This window comes from Salinibacterium sp. PAMC 21357 (genome assembly GCF_000247645.1).
Taxonomy (GTDB): domain Bacteria; phylum Actinomycetota; class Actinomycetes; order Actinomycetales; family Microbacteriaceae; genus Rhodoglobus.
On sequence record NZ_AHWA01000005.1, the window covers coordinates 1 to 17,871 of the forward strand.

The 17,871-nt window shown below is 60.0% G+C and carries 15 protein-coding genes, 1 rRNA gene, 1 pseudogene and 1 riboswitch; of the genes and pseudogenes, 7 read left to right on the forward strand and 10 right to left on the reverse strand.

The features are described 5' to 3' along the window. Positions 1–12: 12 nt before the first annotated feature. Positions 13–129: ribosomal RNA gene (gene rrf / locus ON14_RS10270) — 5S ribosomal RNA — on the forward strand. Between the two features lie 95 nt (positions 130–224). Here rrf and ON14_RS10275 read toward each other — a convergent pair. Continuing rightward, entirely contained in the window at positions 225–890 is a 666-nt protein-coding gene (locus ON14_RS10275) for an IMPACT family protein (protein WP_010204989.1), read from the reverse strand. A 30-nt stretch (positions 891–920) separates the two neighbouring features. Between ON14_RS10275 and ON14_RS10280 the strand changes: the two genes are divergently transcribed. Then, entirely contained in the window at positions 921–1,136 is a 216-nt protein-coding gene (locus ON14_RS10280) for an SCO4848 family membrane protein (protein ID WP_010204990.1), read from the forward strand. Here the strand turns inward: ON14_RS10280 and ON14_RS10285 are convergent. Then, positions 1,133–1,489 carry a DUF488 domain-containing protein gene (locus ON14_RS10285; protein ID WP_010204992.1) on the reverse strand — a complete coding sequence of 119 codons (357 nt, stop codon included), beginning with the start codon at positions 1,487–1,489 and terminating at the stop codon, positions 1,133–1,135. The genes ON14_RS10280 and ON14_RS10285 overlap by 4 nt on opposite strands. A gap of 69 nt (positions 1,490–1,558) precedes the next feature. Here ON14_RS10285 and folP point away from each other — a divergent pair, with 69 nt between their 5' ends. Continuing rightward, positions 1,559–2,464 (forward strand): dihydropteroate synthase, encoded by a 906-nt coding sequence (gene folP, locus ON14_RS10290; RefSeq protein ID WP_010204993.1) that lies wholly within the window; start codon positions 1,559–1,561, stop codon positions 2,462–2,464. A gap of 6 nt (positions 2,465–2,470) precedes the next feature. After that, positions 2,471–3,124 (forward strand): dihydrofolate reductase family protein, encoded by a 654-nt coding sequence (locus ON14_RS10295; RefSeq protein ID WP_010204994.1) that lies wholly within the window; start codon positions 2,471–2,473, stop codon positions 3,122–3,124. A 147-nt stretch (positions 3,125–3,271) separates the two neighbouring features. On the opposite strand, the gene ON14_RS10300 is transcribed toward ON14_RS10295, so the two are convergent. The 7 genes and pseudogenes from ON14_RS10300 to aroA all read right to left on the reverse strand — a co-directional run bounded on the left by ON14_RS10300 (position 3,272) and on the right by aroA (position 11,312). Beyond that, a complete protein-coding gene (locus tag ON14_RS10300; RefSeq protein WP_010204995.1) occupies positions 3,272–4,726 on the reverse strand; it encodes an L-serine ammonia-lyase in 1,455 nt (484 codons plus the stop codon). Between the two features lie 147 nt (positions 4,727–4,873). Continuing rightward, a riboswitch (glycine riboswitch) is annotated at positions 4,874–4,969 on the reverse strand. 63 nt (positions 4,970–5,032) lie between these two features. Next, entirely contained in the window at positions 5,033–5,860 is an 828-nt protein-coding gene (locus tag ON14_RS10305) for a siderophore-interacting protein (protein ID WP_010204996.1), read from the reverse strand. A gap of 134 nt (positions 5,861–5,994) precedes the next feature. Continuing rightward, on the reverse strand, positions 5,995–7,302 hold the full coding sequence (locus tag ON14_RS10310; protein ID WP_010205001.1) for a bifunctional alpha/beta hydrolase/OsmC family protein: 1,308 nt from the start codon (positions 7,300–7,302) through the stop codon (positions 5,995–5,997). A gap of 149 nt (positions 7,303–7,451) precedes the next feature. Continuing rightward, complete coding sequence (locus tag ON14_RS10315) at positions 7,452–7,952, reverse strand: septum formation family protein (RefSeq protein ID WP_010205003.1); 501 nt, start codon at positions 7,950–7,952, stop codon at positions 7,452–7,454. Between the two features lie 96 nt (positions 7,953–8,048). Next, positions 8,049–8,840, reverse strand: a complete 792-nt coding sequence (locus ON14_RS10320) for an inositol monophosphatase family protein (RefSeq protein WP_010205004.1) — start codon at positions 8,838–8,840, stop codon at positions 8,049–8,051. A gap of 2 nt (positions 8,841–8,842) precedes the next feature. After that, positions 8,843–9,903 (reverse strand): annotated as a pseudogene (gene rsgA / locus ON14_RS10325) (ribosome small subunit-dependent GTPase A). A gap of 2 nt (positions 9,904–9,905) precedes the next feature. Continuing rightward, positions 9,906–11,312: a 3-phosphoshikimate 1-carboxyvinyltransferase gene (gene aroA, locus ON14_RS10330; protein WP_010205006.1), complete on the reverse strand. Its 1,407-nt coding sequence runs from the start codon at positions 11,310–11,312 to the stop codon at positions 9,906–9,908. A gap of 109 nt (positions 11,313–11,421) precedes the next feature. Between aroA and ON14_RS10335 the strand changes: the two genes are divergently transcribed. Both ON14_RS10335 and ON14_RS10340 read left to right on the forward strand, forming a co-directional pair. Further along, positions 11,422–12,048: a sigma-70 family RNA polymerase sigma factor gene (locus ON14_RS10335; protein ID WP_237719726.1), complete on the forward strand. Its 627-nt coding sequence runs from the start codon at positions 11,422–11,424 to the stop codon at positions 12,046–12,048. Then, complete coding sequence (locus ON14_RS10340; RefSeq protein WP_010205011.1) at positions 12,045–12,275, forward strand: anti-sigma factor family protein; 231 nt, start codon at positions 12,045–12,047, stop codon at positions 12,273–12,275. The genes ON14_RS10335 and ON14_RS10340 overlap by 4 nt, the downstream gene beginning before the upstream one ends. A 123-nt stretch (positions 12,276–12,398) precedes the next feature. Here ON14_RS10340 and ON14_RS10345 read toward each other — a convergent pair whose 3' ends face one another. After that, positions 12,399–16,214 carry a multifunctional oxoglutarate decarboxylase/oxoglutarate dehydrogenase thiamine pyrophosphate-binding subunit/dihydrolipoyllysine-residue succinyltransferase subunit gene (locus ON14_RS10345; RefSeq protein ID WP_010205013.1) on the reverse strand — a complete coding sequence of 1,272 codons (3,816 nt, stop codon included), beginning with the start codon at positions 16,212–16,214 and terminating at the stop codon, positions 12,399–12,401. A gap of 180 nt (positions 16,215–16,394) precedes the next feature. Here ON14_RS10345 and ON14_RS10350 point away from each other — a divergent pair, with 180 nt between their 5' ends. Continuing rightward, a complete protein-coding gene (locus tag ON14_RS10350; RefSeq protein ID WP_010205015.1) occupies positions 16,395–17,831 on the forward strand; it encodes a GuaB1 family IMP dehydrogenase-related protein in 1,437 nt (478 codons plus the stop codon). Positions 17,832–17,871 lie beyond the last annotated feature (40 nt).

The window sequence follows — 17,871 nt, forward strand, 5'->3', positions numbered from 1 at the left end:
AATCAATAGTGTTTCGGCGGCCATAGCGAGAGGGAAACGCCCGGTTACATTCCGAACCCGGAAGCTAAGACTCTCTGCGCCGATGGTACTGCAAGGGGGACCTTGTGGGAGAGTAGGACACCGCCGGACTTAAATTGTAAAATAGCCACACCCTTCGGGGTGTGGCTATCTTGCGTTAACCACCCACCCCACACGCCTCACCATACGTGGCCTGCAACACAGCGTTAGGCGCCGGGCTCCGCGTCGATCCACTCAGTGCCGGCAGGCTCGAGCCTGCCGGAGCCAGCCGTGATACCCGCGACAAGCGCGGTCAACTCTGGCCTGCACGCAGGCTCCCCAGCAAGTGTCATGACTGCTGATGTTCCGTACTCCGTGCCCACAACCAAGACTCCGTTGTGGCGTAGTTCTGCCTCAACGCGCCCAGCATCGGCGTGAGGGAGGGAGAGGCGGTAAAGCTCGCGCCGTTGTCGGCTCACGAGTCGGTGACTTGCTGTTACGTGTTCGATAGCCTTCGTCGCCGCGTGGGAATAGGCGCGGATGAGACCGCCAGTGCCTAATAGTGTGCCCCCGAAATACCGTGACACGACAGCGACGCAGTCAATGAGGTCTCGCCCGCCGAGGGCATCAAGGATCGGCCGGCCGCCGGTGCCTGACGGCTCACCATCATCATTGGAACGGCGCACCTGATCTGGCGCTGAGCCAGATCCGAGAACGAAAGCTGAACAGTGGTGACGGGCATTCCAGTGCGTTTTGCGGGCAACTTCAATGACCTCACGCGCAGCGTGTTCGGAATCCACCCGCACTAACCGGCAAATGAAGCGCGAACGCTTCACCTCGATCTCGGTCTCGGCCCACGAACCGACGCCGCCCCGCACTGTGAATTCGAGCATCCACCCATTGTCTCGTAGGCTGAAAGCACTATGGAGCTGTTTGCCGCAATCGTCCTCTTTCTCAGTGCGCTCTTCAATGTCATTGCTTGGCCACGGTTCTTCGCCAGAGTCAGCTCAGACCCACGAGCGCGCGACGCAGCAGGCGCCACGACAGCGTTCTATCGCGTGCATGCCGTGTTGCTGGCGGTGGCGTTAGTGCTTGCGGCCGCTGCTGTGATCGCAGGGCTACTTCTCGTTATCGTCTAGGCGCTGCGCTCCCTGAGGTAGCTGGTGAGAACCACTGCATGGTTGATGGCGGGGTCTTTCGCGCCGTAGAGAAGCGTGACGTGCCGGTGAGACTTGAGCCCTGCAAGGATCTCCGGGAGCAACTCGTTTTCGTCGAGTTCAGCATGGTAGCGGGCCGCGAACTCATCGAAAGAGGACGGATCATGGTTCCACCATTTGCGCAGTTCGGAGCTGGGCGCGAGGTCTTTGCACCAGTCATCGAGTGCGGCGTCTTCCTTGCTGACACCGCGCGGCCACAGCCGGTCAACCAGAACACGGTACGTTTTGGCGACGCGTGGGGGCTCGTAAATTCGGCTACTGATGAACGTCGTCATTTGTTGGCACGCCCCACTTTCCGCCGGATTGCAATGCAGCTGTCAGCATTGTCGCCCAGTATAGGGAGTATGAGTTTTACGCTGCCGCCGCTCCGGCATCCGCGTCGCATGATTGGCGACCGCACCTTCGACTTTTCACGCCAGGTCGCGGTGATGGCTATCGTGAATCGTACTCCGGATTCCTTTTACGATGAGGGTGCGAACTTTGCGCTTGAGGATGCTGTGGCTGCCGCACTGCGGGCCGTGAAGCAAGGAGCGGACTGGGTCGATATCGGGGGCGTTCCATTTGCCCCGGGAGAGCCACTGAGCGTTGCGGAAGAGACAGCACGCGTAGTGCCGGTAGTTGAAGCGTTGCGGGCAGACTCCGATGTGGTCATCTCAGTCGACACTTTTCACGCCGAAGTTGCGCGACGGAGCATCGAGGCCGGTGCGACCGTAATCAACGATACGACCGGCCTGAGCGACCCCGACCTTGCGGGAGTGGTGGCGCAGAGTGCTGCATCGCTCGTCATAGTGCATTCGCGTGCCCAACCACGAACCCCGTTTGCGCGCCCGCACTATGACGACGTCGCCGCAGAAGTGCGCGACTTTCTTGCTGCCAGAGTCGAGACCGCACGTTCGGCGGGCATCCCTGACGATCGGTTGTTTGTCGACCCTGGCCATGACCTCAACAAAAACACTCTTCACAGCTTGGAACTCATCCGCAACCTCGATGTCATTACCGCCCTGGGGCTCCCGACTCTTGTTGCGCTTTCTAACAAGGACTTCATCGGCGAAGTGCTTGACGTGCCCAAATCGCGTCGTCTGGAAGGCTCGCTTGCATCCGCGGTTGCCTGCGTGCTGAATGGCGCACGCGTTGTGCGGGTACATGAGGTCGCAGAAAGTGTCGCGGCGATCCGCATGGCCGAAGCAATCCTGGGGCTCCGCGAGCCTGCGCTGCTGAAGCACAATATGTCTGACGCAAACGAAAGGTAGGTTGCGATGGCCACGGCATCTGAAATCCGAACGCTCGCTGCAGGGGCAAAGCTCAGTGATGAACAACTGCTCGCCAGTTACGCAATCGCTGATCGCTCCGTGCCGTGGCTTCGCGCCAATTTCGTCTCGAGCATCGATGGGGCCGCAACTCACGAAGGAACATCGGGAGGGCTCGGTACTGATTCTGACGGTCGCGTGTTTGCTCTCCTGCGCAGGCTCGCCGATGTGATTGTCGTCGGTGCCGGAACAGTGCGGCAGGAAGGCTACCGAAACCTCGCTATTGATGATGAGGGAGTGGCCTGGCGAACAGCGAACGGATTGTCGGAACAACCGCCGTTCGCTATTGTGAGCGCCTCGTTGAGGCTCGAACCGAGTGACCTTGCCGGCTATGCCACTCGACCGTTTGTCGTCACCACCGAGAGGGCATCGCCGCAGGCCCGCGCTCGACTGGAAGATGTTGCCGAAGTAATCGTTGCGGGAGATTCGAATGTCGATACCGTTGAGCTAAAGCATGCGCTTGCGGAGCGCGGCTACCCTCAGCTGCACAGCGAAGGCGGGCCAACACTGTTCGCCACAATGATCGCGCAAGGCGTCGTCGACGAACTCTGCCTCACCATTAGCCCACGGCTGGAAGGGGGGCTCGGCTCGTCGAATCGTTGATGCTGCGGAAGCGACACCACAAGATATGGCCTTAGCCCACGCGCTGGGCGGGGACGACGGGACGCTTCTGTTGCGCTACGTGCGGGCTTCGCGGTAGCGATTGCGTATGTTGGCGGAGTGAGCTAGCGCTCGAACGCGAGCGGCTTGCTAGCACTCCACGACGTTGACCGCGAGGCCGCCCATCGACGTTTCCTTGTAGCGCGAACTCATGTCTTTGCCGGTCTCAGCCATCGTGATGATGACCTCGTCGAGAGAAACCCGGTGCGTTCCGTCGCCCCAGAGAGCCATCTTCGCCGCGTTGATCGCCTTGGCGGCAGCAATAGCGTTTCGTTCGATACAGGGAATTTGCACCAGACCACCAATGGGGTCGCATGTGAGCCCAAGGTTGTGTTCCATCGCAATTTCGGCGGCGTTCTCAACCTGCTCGGGCGTTCCTCCCAAGATTTCAGCCAAGCCGGCAGCCGCCATCGACGACGCTGAGCCGACCTCACCCTGGCACCCGACCTCAGCCCCAGAAATGGACGCCATGCGCTTGTAGAGCACGCCCACGGCTGCGCTGGCCAGCAAGAAACGCACTGTGGCGTCGTCCTTCGTGGCCTGGTCGGCGTCCCTCATGCCCGGAGCGTAGTGCGTGGCGTAAAACAACACCGCCGGGATGATGCCGGCAGCACCGTTGGTGGGAGCCGTAACGACCCGACCGCCGGAAGCATTCTCTTCGTTGACGGCGAGAGCGACCAAGTTCACCCACTCTTGCCAAAACGCAGGATCGCGGTCGACGTCTTCTTTGCGCAGCCGCGCGTGCCAATCGGGAGCGCGACGACGCACGTTGAGGTTTCCCGGGAGGTTGCCGGTGCGCTCAAGGCTGTTGTTTTTGCACTCGTCCATGACATCGCGGATGTGCAGGAGTCCTGCAGTGACCTCCGCCTCGCTTCGGCGTGCGAGCTCGTTGCGCAACATCACGCCGCTAAAGCTGAGACCCTCTGCGCGGCAGTGGGCAAGCAACTGAGCAGCAGTACGAAAGGGGAGCGGATCCGCGACCGTGGGGGCCCCGGTCGACGAGCTACCGTCTCGGTTATCTCCCTCGCGGTAGATAAATCCGCCGCCGATCGAGAAATACGTTGCTTCGAGAACGGGGGCGCCGTCTGCATCGAAGGCGGCAAACCGCATACCATTCGGATGCCCATCGAGCACCGTGAGCGGGTGCAAAGCAATCGCAGACTCAGTGAACGCAATCTCGCGGCCACCGGCAAGCTGCAGCATCCCGGAGCTTTCAATACGCTCTAGAATGATTTCCATTTCGGCCGGCAGTACCTGATCGGGAAGCTTGCCCTCTAACCCGATGAGAACGGCGCTCATGGTGCCGTGGCCGGCGCCTGTCGCAGCAAGAGACCCGTACAGCCGCACACTCAGCGATGCAACAGAATCGAGCATCCCGTGATCAGCAAGATCGGCGGCAAATGATGCGGCCGCGCGCATTGGGCCGACCGTGTGCGAACTGGAAGGGCCAATGCCGACCGTGAACAAGTCAAAACTGCTGAGGGGGACCTCCTCGAGCGAGGGGGTAGGCACTTCAGTTCGGGGCGTCAGATTGCGAATTGGCACGGTGACTCCATTTCTTCACCACACATCTTCGTGCGGGCGTCGTTGAGTCCTCTCCGCTCTGTATCGAGCCTGAGAGTTTCCGCACGCTTGTGGCGTTGCGTTGCCCCGTCGGCGAGCCGGACAGGGCCGACTACTTTTCAGAGTTGCCTATCCACTGCGGTACTGGGGCCTGAGAGATTCCCGGAGAGGGTTTGCTCCTACGGCGCCAACCATCGATCGGAAGGACTCTCCCGCAGCGGAATGACGGCTGTTCATTTGTGCCCTCAGCATACACTTTCGGCCGCGAACGGTGCCGAACAGCGGGGGCTAATCCTCAGGATCGGTGGGGTCAATTGGTTCGTGGTGGTCGGCGTTCGTGACCCCGCGGCGCCAGTAGCCCTCAGCAGTTACTTGTTGCTTCGACAAGCCAAGTTCGCGGCGCAGGTAGCGGCGCAGGGGAGCCAGAGTGCTCGCTTCGCCGGCAAGGAAGATGAAGGTCGATTCGCCGATCTCACCAAGGGCACGCAGGGCAGCATCCAATTGACCGAGGCCGTCGCGGCGGTAGAACCATTCGGCCGACATGCGCGCCTTCTGTGCAGCGCTGAAATAGCTTTCTACGCTCTCGTCGGCGACGTCGAATAGGGCGGTGATGTGCACCGAAGTGGGGAGCATATTGATCCATCGTGAGCTGGCCGGAAGTGCTGTTTCGTCGGCAACCAGGATGACATGTGTTGCTCCGCTGGGAAGCAGTTTCGACCCGCGCGGGCCCGCTACCACCAGCGAATCACCGACTGTGGCGTGGCCGGCCCACGCCGAGGCGGGGCCCTCGTCGCCGTGCACGACGAAATCAATGTCGAGTTCGTACTGACCGCCAGCGCTGCGGAAACCGAGAGGCGTGTAATCGCGAGAGATTACAGCACCGCCTTTGGGCTTAGTCATGCCAGCCTCCGTCAGAGCGGGGGCGGCGATTTCGCCGGTGGCAGGGTCGGGAAAGAACAGCTTGACGTGGTCGGTGGGGCCGCTGCTGATGAAACCTTCGAGCTCGCTACCGCTAAGCGTGATGCGAGCGATGTGTGGCGTTGGACGGCTCACTGCGCTGACCGTGACGTTGCGGATCGCGAGCGGATGTCTAGTTGAATCGCGTTCAATGGTCATAGGGGATTGGCGCGAACGCCAGCTCATTTCACTAAGAAGTTAGGGTTACCTAACAACCCTAGCTGGTGTGGGCCGAGAGGGCTAGGACGAGTGCTGAGCGTTCGGTGTCGGATTGCTCCGGATTCGACTCGGCGCTAGGCGCTTGCGGGGGAGAGGCTCGTAGTCACGGAGATTTCTCCCTCAAGCGTGCGATGCACCGGGCACTTATCCGCGATGACCAGCAGAGAGTCACGTTGTTCGTTGGAAAGCTCGCCAGAGAAAGTGAGCTCACGGCTGATGTGCTCTACCATTCCCTCAGTCGACGTGCAGTGATCGCACTCTGCAGCATCAATTCGTTCTCGCGTCAGACGCACGCTCACGCCCGTCAACGGCATCTTCTTGCGATCGGCATACATGCGAATCGTGATTGAGGTGCAACTGCCGAGACCCGCAAGAATGAAGTCGTAAGGACCAGGGCCGTGGTTCTCGCTGAGCGGCGCAGGCTCGTCGGAGACGAACTCGTGCCCAGAGGCAAACACCCGCTGTTCATAACGCGCCGGGCCACTTTCGCTGACGATCACGGAGCTTCCGTCTTGTGTCACGGAGACATTCGGATTTGCAGTTGAGGGTTCATTCTTGGGAGGCTCCGAAGCTGACGTCGACGTCGTAGCCGTAGCCGAGACCGGAGCCGACTCCTTCGGGGAGGTGCTGCTGTCGAACGCATAGCGCGCAGCCCACGCCGCGATGATACTGGCGGCAAAGGCCGCGTCATCGCGCTTGCTGAGGAGATGATCCGCGCCGTCGAGAGCTACGAAGGACTTGGGGTGCCGTGCGGCCTCGAAAATCTCGCGCGCATTATCGATCCCGACCGTTTGGTCGATGGGGGAATGAACGACGAGGAGTGCGGCATCCAAATCACGCAATCGAGCGAACTGGGGTTGGGCCCCGATGTCGTCAAGAAGCTGCTTGCGAATGCGGAATTCGCGCCCACCGAGCTGAACTGTCGCCTCGCCCGCACTTTCAATCTCGTCATTAGCGCCCGCAAACAAGTTGGTGATGTGCGAGGGATCGCTGGGGCTTCCGATAGTGACCAGCGCTTTAGCCGAGGGGACTCGGTGCGCGGCAGCCAGCACAGCAGCCCCGCCCAATGAGTGCCCGATCATTAATGTCGGTGCGCGGTAGTTGTCGCGCAAGTACTCCGTCGCGGCCACAACGTCGTCGATATTCGAGCTGAAGTTCGTGTTCGCGAAATCTCCGTCTGATCCTCCGAGCCCAGTGAAATCGAAGCGCAAGACGGCGATGCCGTAATCAACAAGAGCTTTGGAAATGCGCGATGCCGCGAACGAATCCTTCGAACACGTAAAACAGTGGGCAAAGAGAGCAAACGCAGCGGGAGTGCCTTCAGGCAGTTCGAGTCGAGCCGCAAGCATGTTGTTGTCTGATCCAGGAAACTCGATCTTCATTGTTGCTACCACCTTGTGTTCGAAGCACGTCCAGCGTTTCTCATCCAGCTACTGGATGCAACACCCACAGCGGCACGAATTGTTCCCTTAACGAGCAGAGCGGCCGAACAGAAACCTCAGTCTCTGTACGGCCGCTCAGTGAAAAAGCTCTACAGCGCTGCTCCAGCAAGCGAGCCGGTGATCGACTCCCCGCCATCGTGGTAAACGATGCAGAGGATTTCGCGGTCGCCATCAGCCCAGCTGGACTCGGTGGGGAAGTACCAAGAGAAGTTGTAGATCGAGTCGTCCCAGCTGATGCCTACGAATGACTCAAACGCGGTATAGCAATCGGCCTCTGCTTGTTCTCCGATGGCAGCATCGCCGGGGAAGTCACCATCTGGAACCATCGAAGCGGCGTAAATTTCACCCTGATGAGGCTCGGCACAATCGATAGTCTTCGTGTCTTCGACCTCGCCCTCTTCGGGAGCTGCCGCTTCGCAGTCACCCACTTCGAGGCTGAAGATATCTTGAGTGGTGCCGGGGCTGTCGTCGACGGCATCTGAAATTCCGTTGGTCACCTCACTGATGATGCTGCAACCGCTGAGCGCAACAGCTGCTGCAGCTACCGTGGCAATGGCAAGGGTCCGGCGCCAGAAGTTCTCTGTCGTCATAAGTCTGGGTCTCTTTCGTGGGAACGGAATCTCGCTTATTACCCGTCAAGTCTAGTGAACTCAGCGTATTCACAGGTAACCCAACCGGGTGAAACCCTAGTGAGCTCGCAAAAATGCGAGCACTTCATCATGAATTAGCCCGTTGGTTGCGAGCGCGCTGCCGTGCCACGGGCCCGGCTCGCCGGCAACGGAGGAGAACTGCCCTCCTGCCTCCAGCACGATCGGAATCAGAGCAGCCATATCGTACGGCTGCAAATCGAACTCGGCCACGACATCCAGTGCACCTTCGGCAAGCAACATATACGCCCACATGTCACCGATAGCTCGCGAACGCCACGTTGCACGCGTCAGAGCGACCGCGGCATCGAGTCGACCCGACTGGTCCCACCCCGCCAAGCTGTTGTAACTAATGGATGCTGCCTCGAGCGAAACAACTTTGCTCACTGCGAGCTGCTGCGGTTCTCCGCCGTGTGCCTGAGCAAAGGCACCATGACCGGTTGCCGCCCACCACCGTTTGCCGAGGGCCGGTGAACTGACGACTCCAACCTGGGGCACGCCATCGATCACTAAAGAAATGAGAGTGCCCCAAATGGGGACACCCCGCAAGAAGTTGGAGGTGCCGTCAATGGGGTCGATGATCCACTGGCGATTGGAGTCACCAGCTTCGCCATACTCTTCGCCCAGAATCGAGTCGCCGGGGCGAGCCGCAGCGATGCCAGCGCGGATACTGCGCTCGACGGCTTTGTCGGCATCCGTCACCGGTGTGCGGTCGGGCTTAGTGGTGACCTCAAGATCCAGTGCCGTGAACCGGTCGAGCGATATAAGGTCGGCGTCTGCCGCTAGTGCGAGCGCGAGAGAAAGATCATCGGCGAGAGTGTAGTCATTCACCCTTACACGCTAGTGGAACCCAGCGTCGTGATGAGCCGCTGGAAGGAATCCAGTCGCAGTTTTCCGACCTCACCGAGGGCGCCAGCCGTAACCGCTTCGGCGATTGCGCAATCAGGGGCATCTGGCAGGTGGGTGCACCCGCGCGGGCATTCTTCTGCGAGGGTCGCCAAGTCAGTAAACGATGCCAGAATTTTACTAGGGTCGATGTGTCCGAGACCGAAGGACCGAACTCCCGGGGTATCGACAACCCAGCCAGAACCTACTCGGTACGAAATCGTCGACGATGAGGTGTGACGACCTCGACCCGTAACGGCGTTGACGTGACCAACGGCACGATTCGCATCCGGAACCAGTGCGTTCACCAGCGTCGATTTGCCCACGCCTGAATGGCCTACCGCCACGGTCGTGTGCCCGTCTATAACTCACGAAGTTCGTCAAGCGGAACTTCATCGGACCGGCTGGCGATGACCCGAAACTCGAGCCCTGCAAAGTTCTCCAAGAACTCGGCCGGGTCTTGAAGATCAGTCTTGGTGATACACAGGATGGGGGTGATTCCCGCATCATAGGCGGCTACCAGATAGCGATCGACAAGTCGCGGTCGGGGCTCGGGATCAGCCGCAGCAACAACAATGAGCATCTGGTCGGCGTTCGCCACAATGATGCGTTCGACGGCATCCGTGTCGTCAGCGCTTCGACGGAGCAGGGTTGCGCGCTCTCGGATGCGAACGATGCGGGCCAAGGTGCCCTCGGTGCCGCTGGTATCACCGACGAGGTCGACCCAGTCTCCGGTGACGACCGAAACTTTGCCCTGCTGATTGCGACCCAGCTCACGGGCGCGTGCGGCGATAATCTGTCGTTCGTCAGCGGTGCCTTCGGCAACCCAGATGCCGTAACGCCCACGGTCGACGCTGAAGACTCGCCCCTCAATGGCATCGGAATGCTCAGGACGAATCTTGCTCCGCGGCTTGTTCGCTTTGGGATTCGGCCGCATGCGAATCGAGCTCTCGTCGTATTCGCTGTATTTGCGGTCGTCATCATCGTCGTCGCCCGTGAGCCAGCTCATGGTTACAGCAACCCGAGAGAACTTGTCGTCAGCGGGGCATCGCCGACGAGCGTTGCCCAGAGCTGAGGAAACTGGGGAAGAGTTTTGGCCGTGGCGTCAATGCCTTCGATCTCTACGCCCTCAACAGCGAGGCCGATGATTGCGCCCGCGGTCGACATCCGGTGATCCTCGTAGCTGTGCCAGACACCACCATGGAGTTGTCGCGGTTCGATGTGGAGCCCATCTTCAAGCTCGGTTACGGCTCCACCGAGGGCATTGATTTCGGTGCTGAGTGCGGCAAGCCGGTCGGTTTCGTGCCCACGCAAATGGCCGATGCCGGTGATCGTGCTTGGTGAGGAGGCGAGGGCAGCCAGAGCGACTATCGCCGGTGCAAGTTCGCCGCCAGCGCTGAGGTCAAGCTCGATGCCAGGGTAGCTGTTGCCGCCGATCACTCCGGCGCCGCCATCGATCGTGAGTGCGCCATCGGCGCGAGTTGCGGTTGCGCCAAAGAGAGGAAGCAATTGTTCAAGGTCGGCACCCACTTGTGTCGTGGATGCTGGCCAGCCCTCAATCGTGACCGTTCCACCCGCGACAACGGCAGCGGCCAAGAACGGGGCGGCGTTAGACAGGTCAGGCTCGAGGGAGATATCAATCGCCTGAATCGCACCGGCAGGCACAATCCACACGCCGGGTTCTGGGCTCTGTACCACGACGCCTCGCGCAGCGAGGCACGCGATGGTCATCTCGATGTGGGGCATGCTGGGAAGCTTCTCTCCGGTGTGGCGAAGCGTGAGGCCATTCTCGAAACGAGCAGCAGCCAGTAGCAAGCCCGAGACGAACTGGCTCGACGCTGAGGCGTCGATGCTGATCTCGCCTCCGGCCACCGAGCCCATGCCGTAAAGGCTGAACGGGAGCGTTCCGCGGCCGTCGTCTGAAACATCCACTCCCAGGGCGCGAAGAGAGTCAATAGTGGTTCGCATCGGGCGACGAAGGGCCGCTTCATCCCCATCGAAAGCGACGGGACCTAGTGCGAGGGCGGCCACCGGGGGCAAAAACCGCATGACGGTGCCGGCGAGGCCGCAGTCGATTGAGCTACCGCCCTCGAGCTCTCCGGGAGTTACCGCGAGGTCTGGGCCGAAGACATTGCCTGTTGGCACCTCGACAATTGACACTCCGAGAGCCCGCAAGGCCTCAATCATGAGTGCGCTATCGCGCGAGTGCAACGGCGAATGCAGCACTGAAGGGCCATCGGCTAGGGCGGCCAGCACCAACTCACGGTTGGTCAGGCTCTTGCTGCCGGGAAGGCTCAGCGATGCTGATAGCCCGTGCGAGACCGTCGGTGCCGGCCAGTTTCCTGGCACCGTTGACTCTGGCACAGAGTCATCGTCGTAAGGGCTGAACTCTGGATTGGAATACTTGGATACGAACATTAGTTACTAAGAGTATCGGCGTTTTACACACCACGGAGGAGGCGCCAGCATGACTGCATTACTGAGCACTCAGCAGGACTCTGTCATCAGCGAACTAGAATTGTCCCTGATGACTACTGACAGAGTTGAGCCGAGCGCCACCGAGACCGCCGCAGCTGACAAAAAGCGGCAATTTGAAGAGCAAGCACTGCCCTTTATGGACCAACTCTTTGGTGCCGCAATGCGCATGACGCGTAACCCCAGCGATGCTGCTGACCTCGTGCAAGAGACCTTCGTTAAAGCGTTTCAGGCATTTGGCCAGTTTCAGCAGGGCACGAACCTGAAGGCTTGGTTGTACCGCATCCAGACCAACACGTTCATCAATATTTATCGTAAAAATCAGCGCAGCCCGTACCAGGGAACGATCGATGAACTCGAAGATTGGCAGTTGGGTGGCGCTGAGTCGATAACTCAGTCCGTCTCAACCCGTTCTGCAGAAGCCGAAGCCATCGATCACCTGCCCGATAGCGCCGTAAAAGACGCGCTTCAGTCGATTCCCGAAGATTTTCGCCTCGCGGTGTACTTTGCCGACGTTGAAGGCTTCTCGTATCAAGAGATCGCCGACATTATGAAGACCCCCGTAGGGACCGTGATGAGTCGACTGCACCGTGGCCGTCGCATGTTGCGTGAACTACTGGCCGACTATGCGCGTGACCGCACCCCCGCCACGCCCGCATCATCTAGGAGCAAGAAATGACCGACTGCGGTTGCGAAAAAGCAAAGGCCGAACTCGAGGAATACCTCGACCGTGAACTCAACGAAGCAGACTTCAAGGATGTTTCTGATCACCTCGACAATTGCGAGTCTTGCACAAGCGAACACCTTGTTGCACTCGCGTTGAAGCTCAAGGTGAAGCAGGCCTGTCGCGAGACAGCTCCCGAAGATCTTCGAAACGCAATCCTGTCGAAGCTGGCTGACGCCTAACTCTTACTGGCGGGAGCCGCGTCGCGAAGACGTGGTTCCTACCAGTCAACACTGTTCATCAACGAAATAGCGGGCATCCTCCTAAGAGGATGCCCGCTAGTTCGTTAACGCAGTGTCGCGACCCTACGGTTGCGTGATTGCGTGATCGATCAATTCTGCTTGCTCGAGAGCGCTGCGCTTCGACGAACCCGTGGCCGGTGATGCCGCTGCAGCCCGTGAAGCCAGCTTGATTTCCCCTGACCTGAGGTGGCGAGCGAGCTCCAAGCTGATGAACGGCCAAGCACCCTGGTTCTCAGGCTCATCCTGAGTCCACACGACATCGGCGTTCGGGTACTGTGCGAGCACCTCGGTCATGTCGGCAACGGGCAGCGGATAGAACTGCTCCATGCGGACCACAGCAATGTGATGAATCTCGCGCTTGTCGAGCTCAGCAACGATGTCGTAGTAAGTCTTGCCCGAAGTGACAATCACGCGGGTAACGCCTGACTTGTCTTCGAGGCGAACATCGTCAATGACCGGCTCGAAACGACCACTCGTGAAGTCAGCAACGTCGCTGGTGGCGCCGCGCAGGCGAAGCATCGCCTTCGGGGTGAACACGATCAGCGGACGGCGCGGACGCGAGTAGGCCTGGCGACGCAGCAAGTGGAAATACGACGCCGGCGTCGATGGGCGTGCCACGATCATGTTGTTCTCGGCACACATCTGCAGGTAGCGCTCGATGCGGGCTGAGGAATGATCGGGCCCCTGGCCTTCGTAGCCGTGCGGCAACAGCATGACAACGCTGGAGCGCTGAGCCCACTTCTGTTCAGCGCTGGAAATGAACTCGTCAATGACGATCTGGGCGCCATTGGCGAAGTCACCGAACTGGGCCTCCCACAGCACAAGAGCGTCAGCCCGTTCTACCGAGTAGCCGTATTCGAATCCCAGAGCCGCGTACTCGCTGAGCAGAGAATCGTAGATCCAGAAACGAGACTGGTTCTCTGACAGGTTCTGTAGCGGCAGCCACTCTTGGCCGTTCTCTCGGTCGTGAAGAACAGCGTGACGCTGAACGAAGGTGCCGCGACGAGCATCCTGACCAGCCATACGAACCGGAGTGCCTTCGAGAAGAACTGAACCGATTGCGAGCAACTCGGCGAAAGCCCAGTCGATGCCTCCGTTACGGCTCATATCGGTGCGCTTCTTCAGCAGAGCCTGAAGCTTCTTGTGCACGGTGAAGTTTGCCGGTGGGTTAGCGTGCGCGTCGCCGATGAGCTGAACAATGCTCTCGTCGATACCCGTCGTGATGGGCTCTCCGATAGCGTCATCACGCTGGGAACCAGGACGCTCAAGGTCAGAAACCCCGTTGCCATCCTTAGTGAGGATCGGCATCGAACCGGTCTGGGCGGCATGAGTTTCGGCAAATGCGCGCTCGAGACGATCCTGGAAGTCCTGGTGGCTGGCCTCGTACTCTTCTTGAGTGATGTCGCCACGACCGACGAGACCCTCGGTGTACAAGGTGCGAACCGAGCGCTTGGCCTCGATCAGGTTGTACATGAGCGGCTGCGTCATCGATGGGTCGTCGCCCTCGTTGTGACCGCGGCGGCGGTAGCAAATCAGGTCGATAACGACATCGCGGTGGAATTTCTGACGGTACGCAAACGCGAGCTCAGAAACACGAACGACAGCCTCAGGGTCGTCGCCGTTGACGTGGAAGATCGGTGCCTGAACCGTCTTAGCGACATCGCTGGAGTACTGCGAGGTGCGCGCCTCACCGGGAGGGGTCGTAAAGCCAACCTGGTTGTTGATGTTCACGTGGATGGTTCCACCGGTGCGGTACGCGCGAAGCTGCGACATCTGCAAGATCTCAACAACGATTCCCTGGCCTGCCATAGCGGCATCGCCGTGAACCATCACCGGAAGAACAGCGTAGGAACCAATCGGGCGACGATCCTGCTTGGCGCGGACAATGCCCTCGAGAACGCCATCGACTGCTTCGAGGTGTGAAGGGTTGGCGGCAAGGTAGACAGGAATCTGTCGACCGTCGGCAGCGGTAAAGGTGCCTTCGGTGCCGAGGTGATACTTAACGTCACCCGAGCCCTGGACCGTGCGGGGGTCTTGAGTGCCCTCAAACTCGCGGAAGATTTGACCGTAGGTCTTTCCGGCGATATTGGTAAGAACGCTCAGACGGCCGCGGTGCGCCATGCCGATAGCAACCTCTTCGAGGTTCGCTTCTGCAGCCTTCTGGATGACGGCATCCAGAAGGGCGATAGTCGACTCGCCACCTTCAAGGCTGAAACGCTTCTGACCGACATACTTGGTCTGCAGGAACGTCTCGAAAGCCTCGGCCTCGTTGAGTTTGCCGAGGATGCGCATCTGCTCATCGTGCGTGGGCTTCGTGTAGGGCTTCTCAACGTGATCCTGAATCCAGCGACGCTGTTCAGGGTCTTGAATGTGCATGTACTCGATGCCGACGGTGCGGCAGTACGCGTCGCGAAGCATTCCGAGAATCTCGCGAAGGAGAGCCTGACGCTTGCCACCGAAGCCGCCGGTGACGAATTCGCGATCGAGATCCCAGAACGTAAGCCCGTGGCTTGAAATGTCGAGGTCGGGGTGTGACCGCTGACGGTACTCGAGCGGGTCGGTGTCTGCCATCAGGTGACCGCGAACACGGAAAGAGTTAATCAGTTCTTGAACGCGCGACGTCTTGTTGATGTTGTCAGCGAGGTCGACGCTGATGTCGTTAGCCCAATGAATGGGGTCGTAGGGGATACGGAGCGCGGCGAAAATATCTTCGTAGAAGTGATTCTCGCCGATAAGGCGCTCGTGAATCTTCTTGAGGAACTCGCCAGAACCGGCACCCTGAATGACGCGGTGGTCATAGGTGCTCGTGAGGGTAATGGTCTTGCCAATACCCAGCTCGGCCAACGTGCGAAGACTCGCCCCTTGGAACTCGGCCGGGTAGTCGAGTGCGCCAGCGCCGACAATTGTTCCCGAACCACGCATAAGACGGGGGACCGAGTGTTCGGTGCCGATTCCGCCGGGGTTGGTCAACGAAATCGTGTTGCCCATATAGTCAGCACCGGTCAACTTGTTGGCGCGTGCTCGCGCCACCACATCTTCGTATGCCGCGAGGAATTCAGCGAAGCCTAGAGTCTCGGCATTCTTGATGCCGGGAACAACGAGAGAACGCGTGCCATCAGGCTTCGGCATATCAATCGCGATACCAAGGTTGATGTGGGCAGGGGTGACAACGGAAGGCTTGCCCTCTGGCTCGTCGTAATAAACGTTCTGACTCGGGAACTCTTTAAGCGTCTGGATGATCGCCCACGCGATGAGGTGTGTGAACGACACCTTTCCACCGCGAGCACGCTTGAGGTGGTTATTGATCACGATGCGGTTGTCGATCATGAGCTTGGCTGGCATGGTGCGAACGCTTGTGGCGGTCGGAACCGACAGGCTGGAATCCATGTTCGACGCGAGGGATTTCGCTGCCCCACGCAGAGGAGCGACAGCGTTCTCGCCCTGAGGCTTCGGAGCAGCGGCCTTCTTAGTGGTATCGATGGGTGTGGTGGCGGGCGCCTCTGCCGGAATTGGCTGTGGCTTCGGCTCAACCGAGGTAGTGCGAGCAATCGGCTGGCTGCCGGTGCTGGGGTTTGGCTCATCGACGAAAGGCTTCTCGGCGGCCGCTGGCGCGGCGGCGGCTGGCGCGGCGGGCGCGGCGGGCGCAGCCGGTGGAGTGCTTTCGGCGGCCTTGGGTGCCGCCGGGGGTGCCGGTGTCTCTGGAGTCGGAGTGGGGTCTACCGCGCGTTCGTAGTTTTCAAGGAACGGCCACCACGATTCCGCCACTTGATTCTTGTCTACGAGGTACTTTTCGTACATCTCGTCGACCAACCATTCGTTGGCCCCGAACTCGCCCGAGGAGTCTCCGTCCGCTGCGATTCCGGTTACTTGGCCTGACACGTCAAACCGCCTACTTTCAGTTCTGGTGTGGGAAAAAGCGGCGCGCATTCCGCACGCCGGACATCACGTTCAATGTTAATCGCTTTGTTGTGCGTCTGCTGGCCGTCAGGCGCATGGAACGTGCTTTTTTGACACTTTTTTCACGAATGTTCCCATTCGGCGGCGATTACGCTGGGTGATATGGATTTTTACGAGACCACGCCACGGCACGACCTCACATACTCCGACGTCTTTCTGGTGCCAAGCCGCTCGTCGGTCGGCAGCAGAATGGCCGTGTCTCTGGCTCCTGGTGACGGAACCGCCGCGACCATTCCGTTGGTGGCATCCAATATGAACTCGGTAACGGGGCCACGACTCGCCGCCAGCTTGGCGCGTCGCGGAGGGCTAGGCGTTCTGCCCCAAGACCTCAGCCGAGAAGACATGGATAGGGCGATCGCGTGGGTGCGCGCGCAACCTATCGACCTTGATTCGGCTGTCATTCTCAGCCCGCGTGATTCGGTAGAGCTGGCGTTGCTGCAGGTTGCGCCGCTTTCTGGCCACGGCGTTGTGCTTCTCGACAATGGAGTTCTTGCGGGAGTCGTTGACGCTGAACGTCTGGCGGACGCCATGCCAGGGGCCGCTCTCGGAGATCTTGCCCGTCACACAAACCACGCCATTGACCGGTCAGAGTTCTCAACGGCGCGCGAACTCTTCGATCTCCTCATCAAGCGTGGAATCGATTTTGCTCCCGTGACTGACGGCGCCGTCGTTGTGGGCGTAACGAGCGTCAAGAGTGCCCTACGAACGACGCTGTACACCCCAACCCTCGACAGCGAAGGAAAGCTTGCGGTTGCCGCAGCCCTGGGCATCAACGGCGATGTTGCTGCTCGCGCCCAAGCTCTCGTTTCCGCTGGGGCGAGCACTCTGGTGCTCGATACCGCCCACGGACACCAAGATGGCATGGTTGCGGCCGTCGAAAAGGTTGCCGCCTTGAATCTCGGTGTTGCAATCGCTGCCGGAAACGTCGTGACTGCCGCCGCGGTGCGCGATCTGGTCGCCGCCGGGGCAACCATCATCAAAGTCGGGGTCGGCCCCGGCGCCATGTGCACCACTCGCATGATGACCGCCGTCGGGCGCCCCCAGTTTTCGGCAGTACTTGAGACAGCGGCAACCGCCCGTGAACTTGGAGCCCACGTGTGGGCCGATGGGGGAGTGCGCTACCCGCGCGACGTTGCTCTGGCGCTCGCAGCGGGTGCCGCATCCGTCATGGTCGGTTCGTGGTTTGCCGGCACGATCGAAGCCCCTGGCGAACTGCGACATGACGCCGCCGGTGCGCTGTACAAGACAAGTTGGGGCATGGCATCCACCAAGGCTGTGCGTGCTCGATTTGGGAATCTTGATCCCTATGAGCTCGCCCGCAAAGAGCTCTTCGCGGAGGGAATTTCGGGATCAAAGATCTACCTCGACCCTTCGCGTCCGTCTCTCGATGATTTGGTTGACATGATCACCTCGGGCGTTCGCAGTTCATTCACGTACGCGGGAGCGGCAAGCCTTAGCGAGTTTCACGATCGCGCCCTTGTCGGAATCCAATCAGCAGCAGGCTACGAAGAGGGCAAAGCATTGCCCGTAAGTTGGTAACAGGGCGGCGATTACGCAGGAAGCTGGCCTATACTTGAGC

Bases quoted from the DNA above. Each gene is read 5' to 3' on its own strand.
- ON14_RS10280 (WP_010204990.1), top strand. From the start codon at position 921: ATGGAGCTGTTTGCCGCAATCGTCCTCTTTCTCAGTGCGCTCTTCAAT.
- ON14_RS10335 (WP_237719726.1), top strand. From the start codon at position 11,422: ATGACTACTGACAGAGTTGAGCCGAGCGCCACCGAGACCGCCGCAGCT.
- ON14_RS10305 (WP_010204996.1), bottom strand. From the start codon at position 5,860: ATGACCATTGAACGCGATTCAACTAGACATCCGCTCGCGATCCGCAAC.
- ON14_RS10340 (WP_010205011.1), top strand. From the start codon at position 12,045: ATGACCGACTGCGGTTGCGAAAAAGCAAAGGCCGAACTCGAGGAATAC.
- folP (WP_010204993.1), top strand. From the start codon at position 1,559: ATGAGTTTTACGCTGCCGCCGCTCCGGCATCCGCGTCGCATGATTGGC.
- ON14_RS10275 (WP_010204989.1), bottom strand. From the start codon at position 890: ATGCTCGAATTCACAGTGCGGGGCGGCGTCGGTTCGTGGGCCGAGACC.
- ON14_RS10350 (WP_010205015.1), top strand. From the start codon at position 16,395: ATGGATTTTTACGAGACCACGCCACGGCACGACCTCACATACTCCGAC.
- ON14_RS10285 (WP_010204992.1), bottom strand. From the start codon at position 1,489: ATGACGACGTTCATCAGTAGCCGAATTTACGAGCCCCCACGCGTCGCC.
- aroA (WP_010205006.1), bottom strand. From the start codon at position 11,312: ATGTTCGTATCCAAGTATTCCAATCCAGAGTTCAGCCCTTACGACGAT.
- ON14_RS10310 (WP_010205001.1), bottom strand. From the start codon at position 7,302: ATGAAGATCGAGTTTCCTGGATCAGACAACAACATGCTTGCGGCTCGA.
- ON14_RS10315 (WP_010205003.1), bottom strand. From the start codon at position 7,952: ATGACGACAGAGAACTTCTGGCGCCGGACCCTTGCCATTGCCACGGTA.
- ON14_RS10295 (WP_010204994.1), top strand. From the start codon at position 2,471: ATGGCCACGGCATCTGAAATCCGAACGCTCGCTGCAGGGGCAAAGCTC.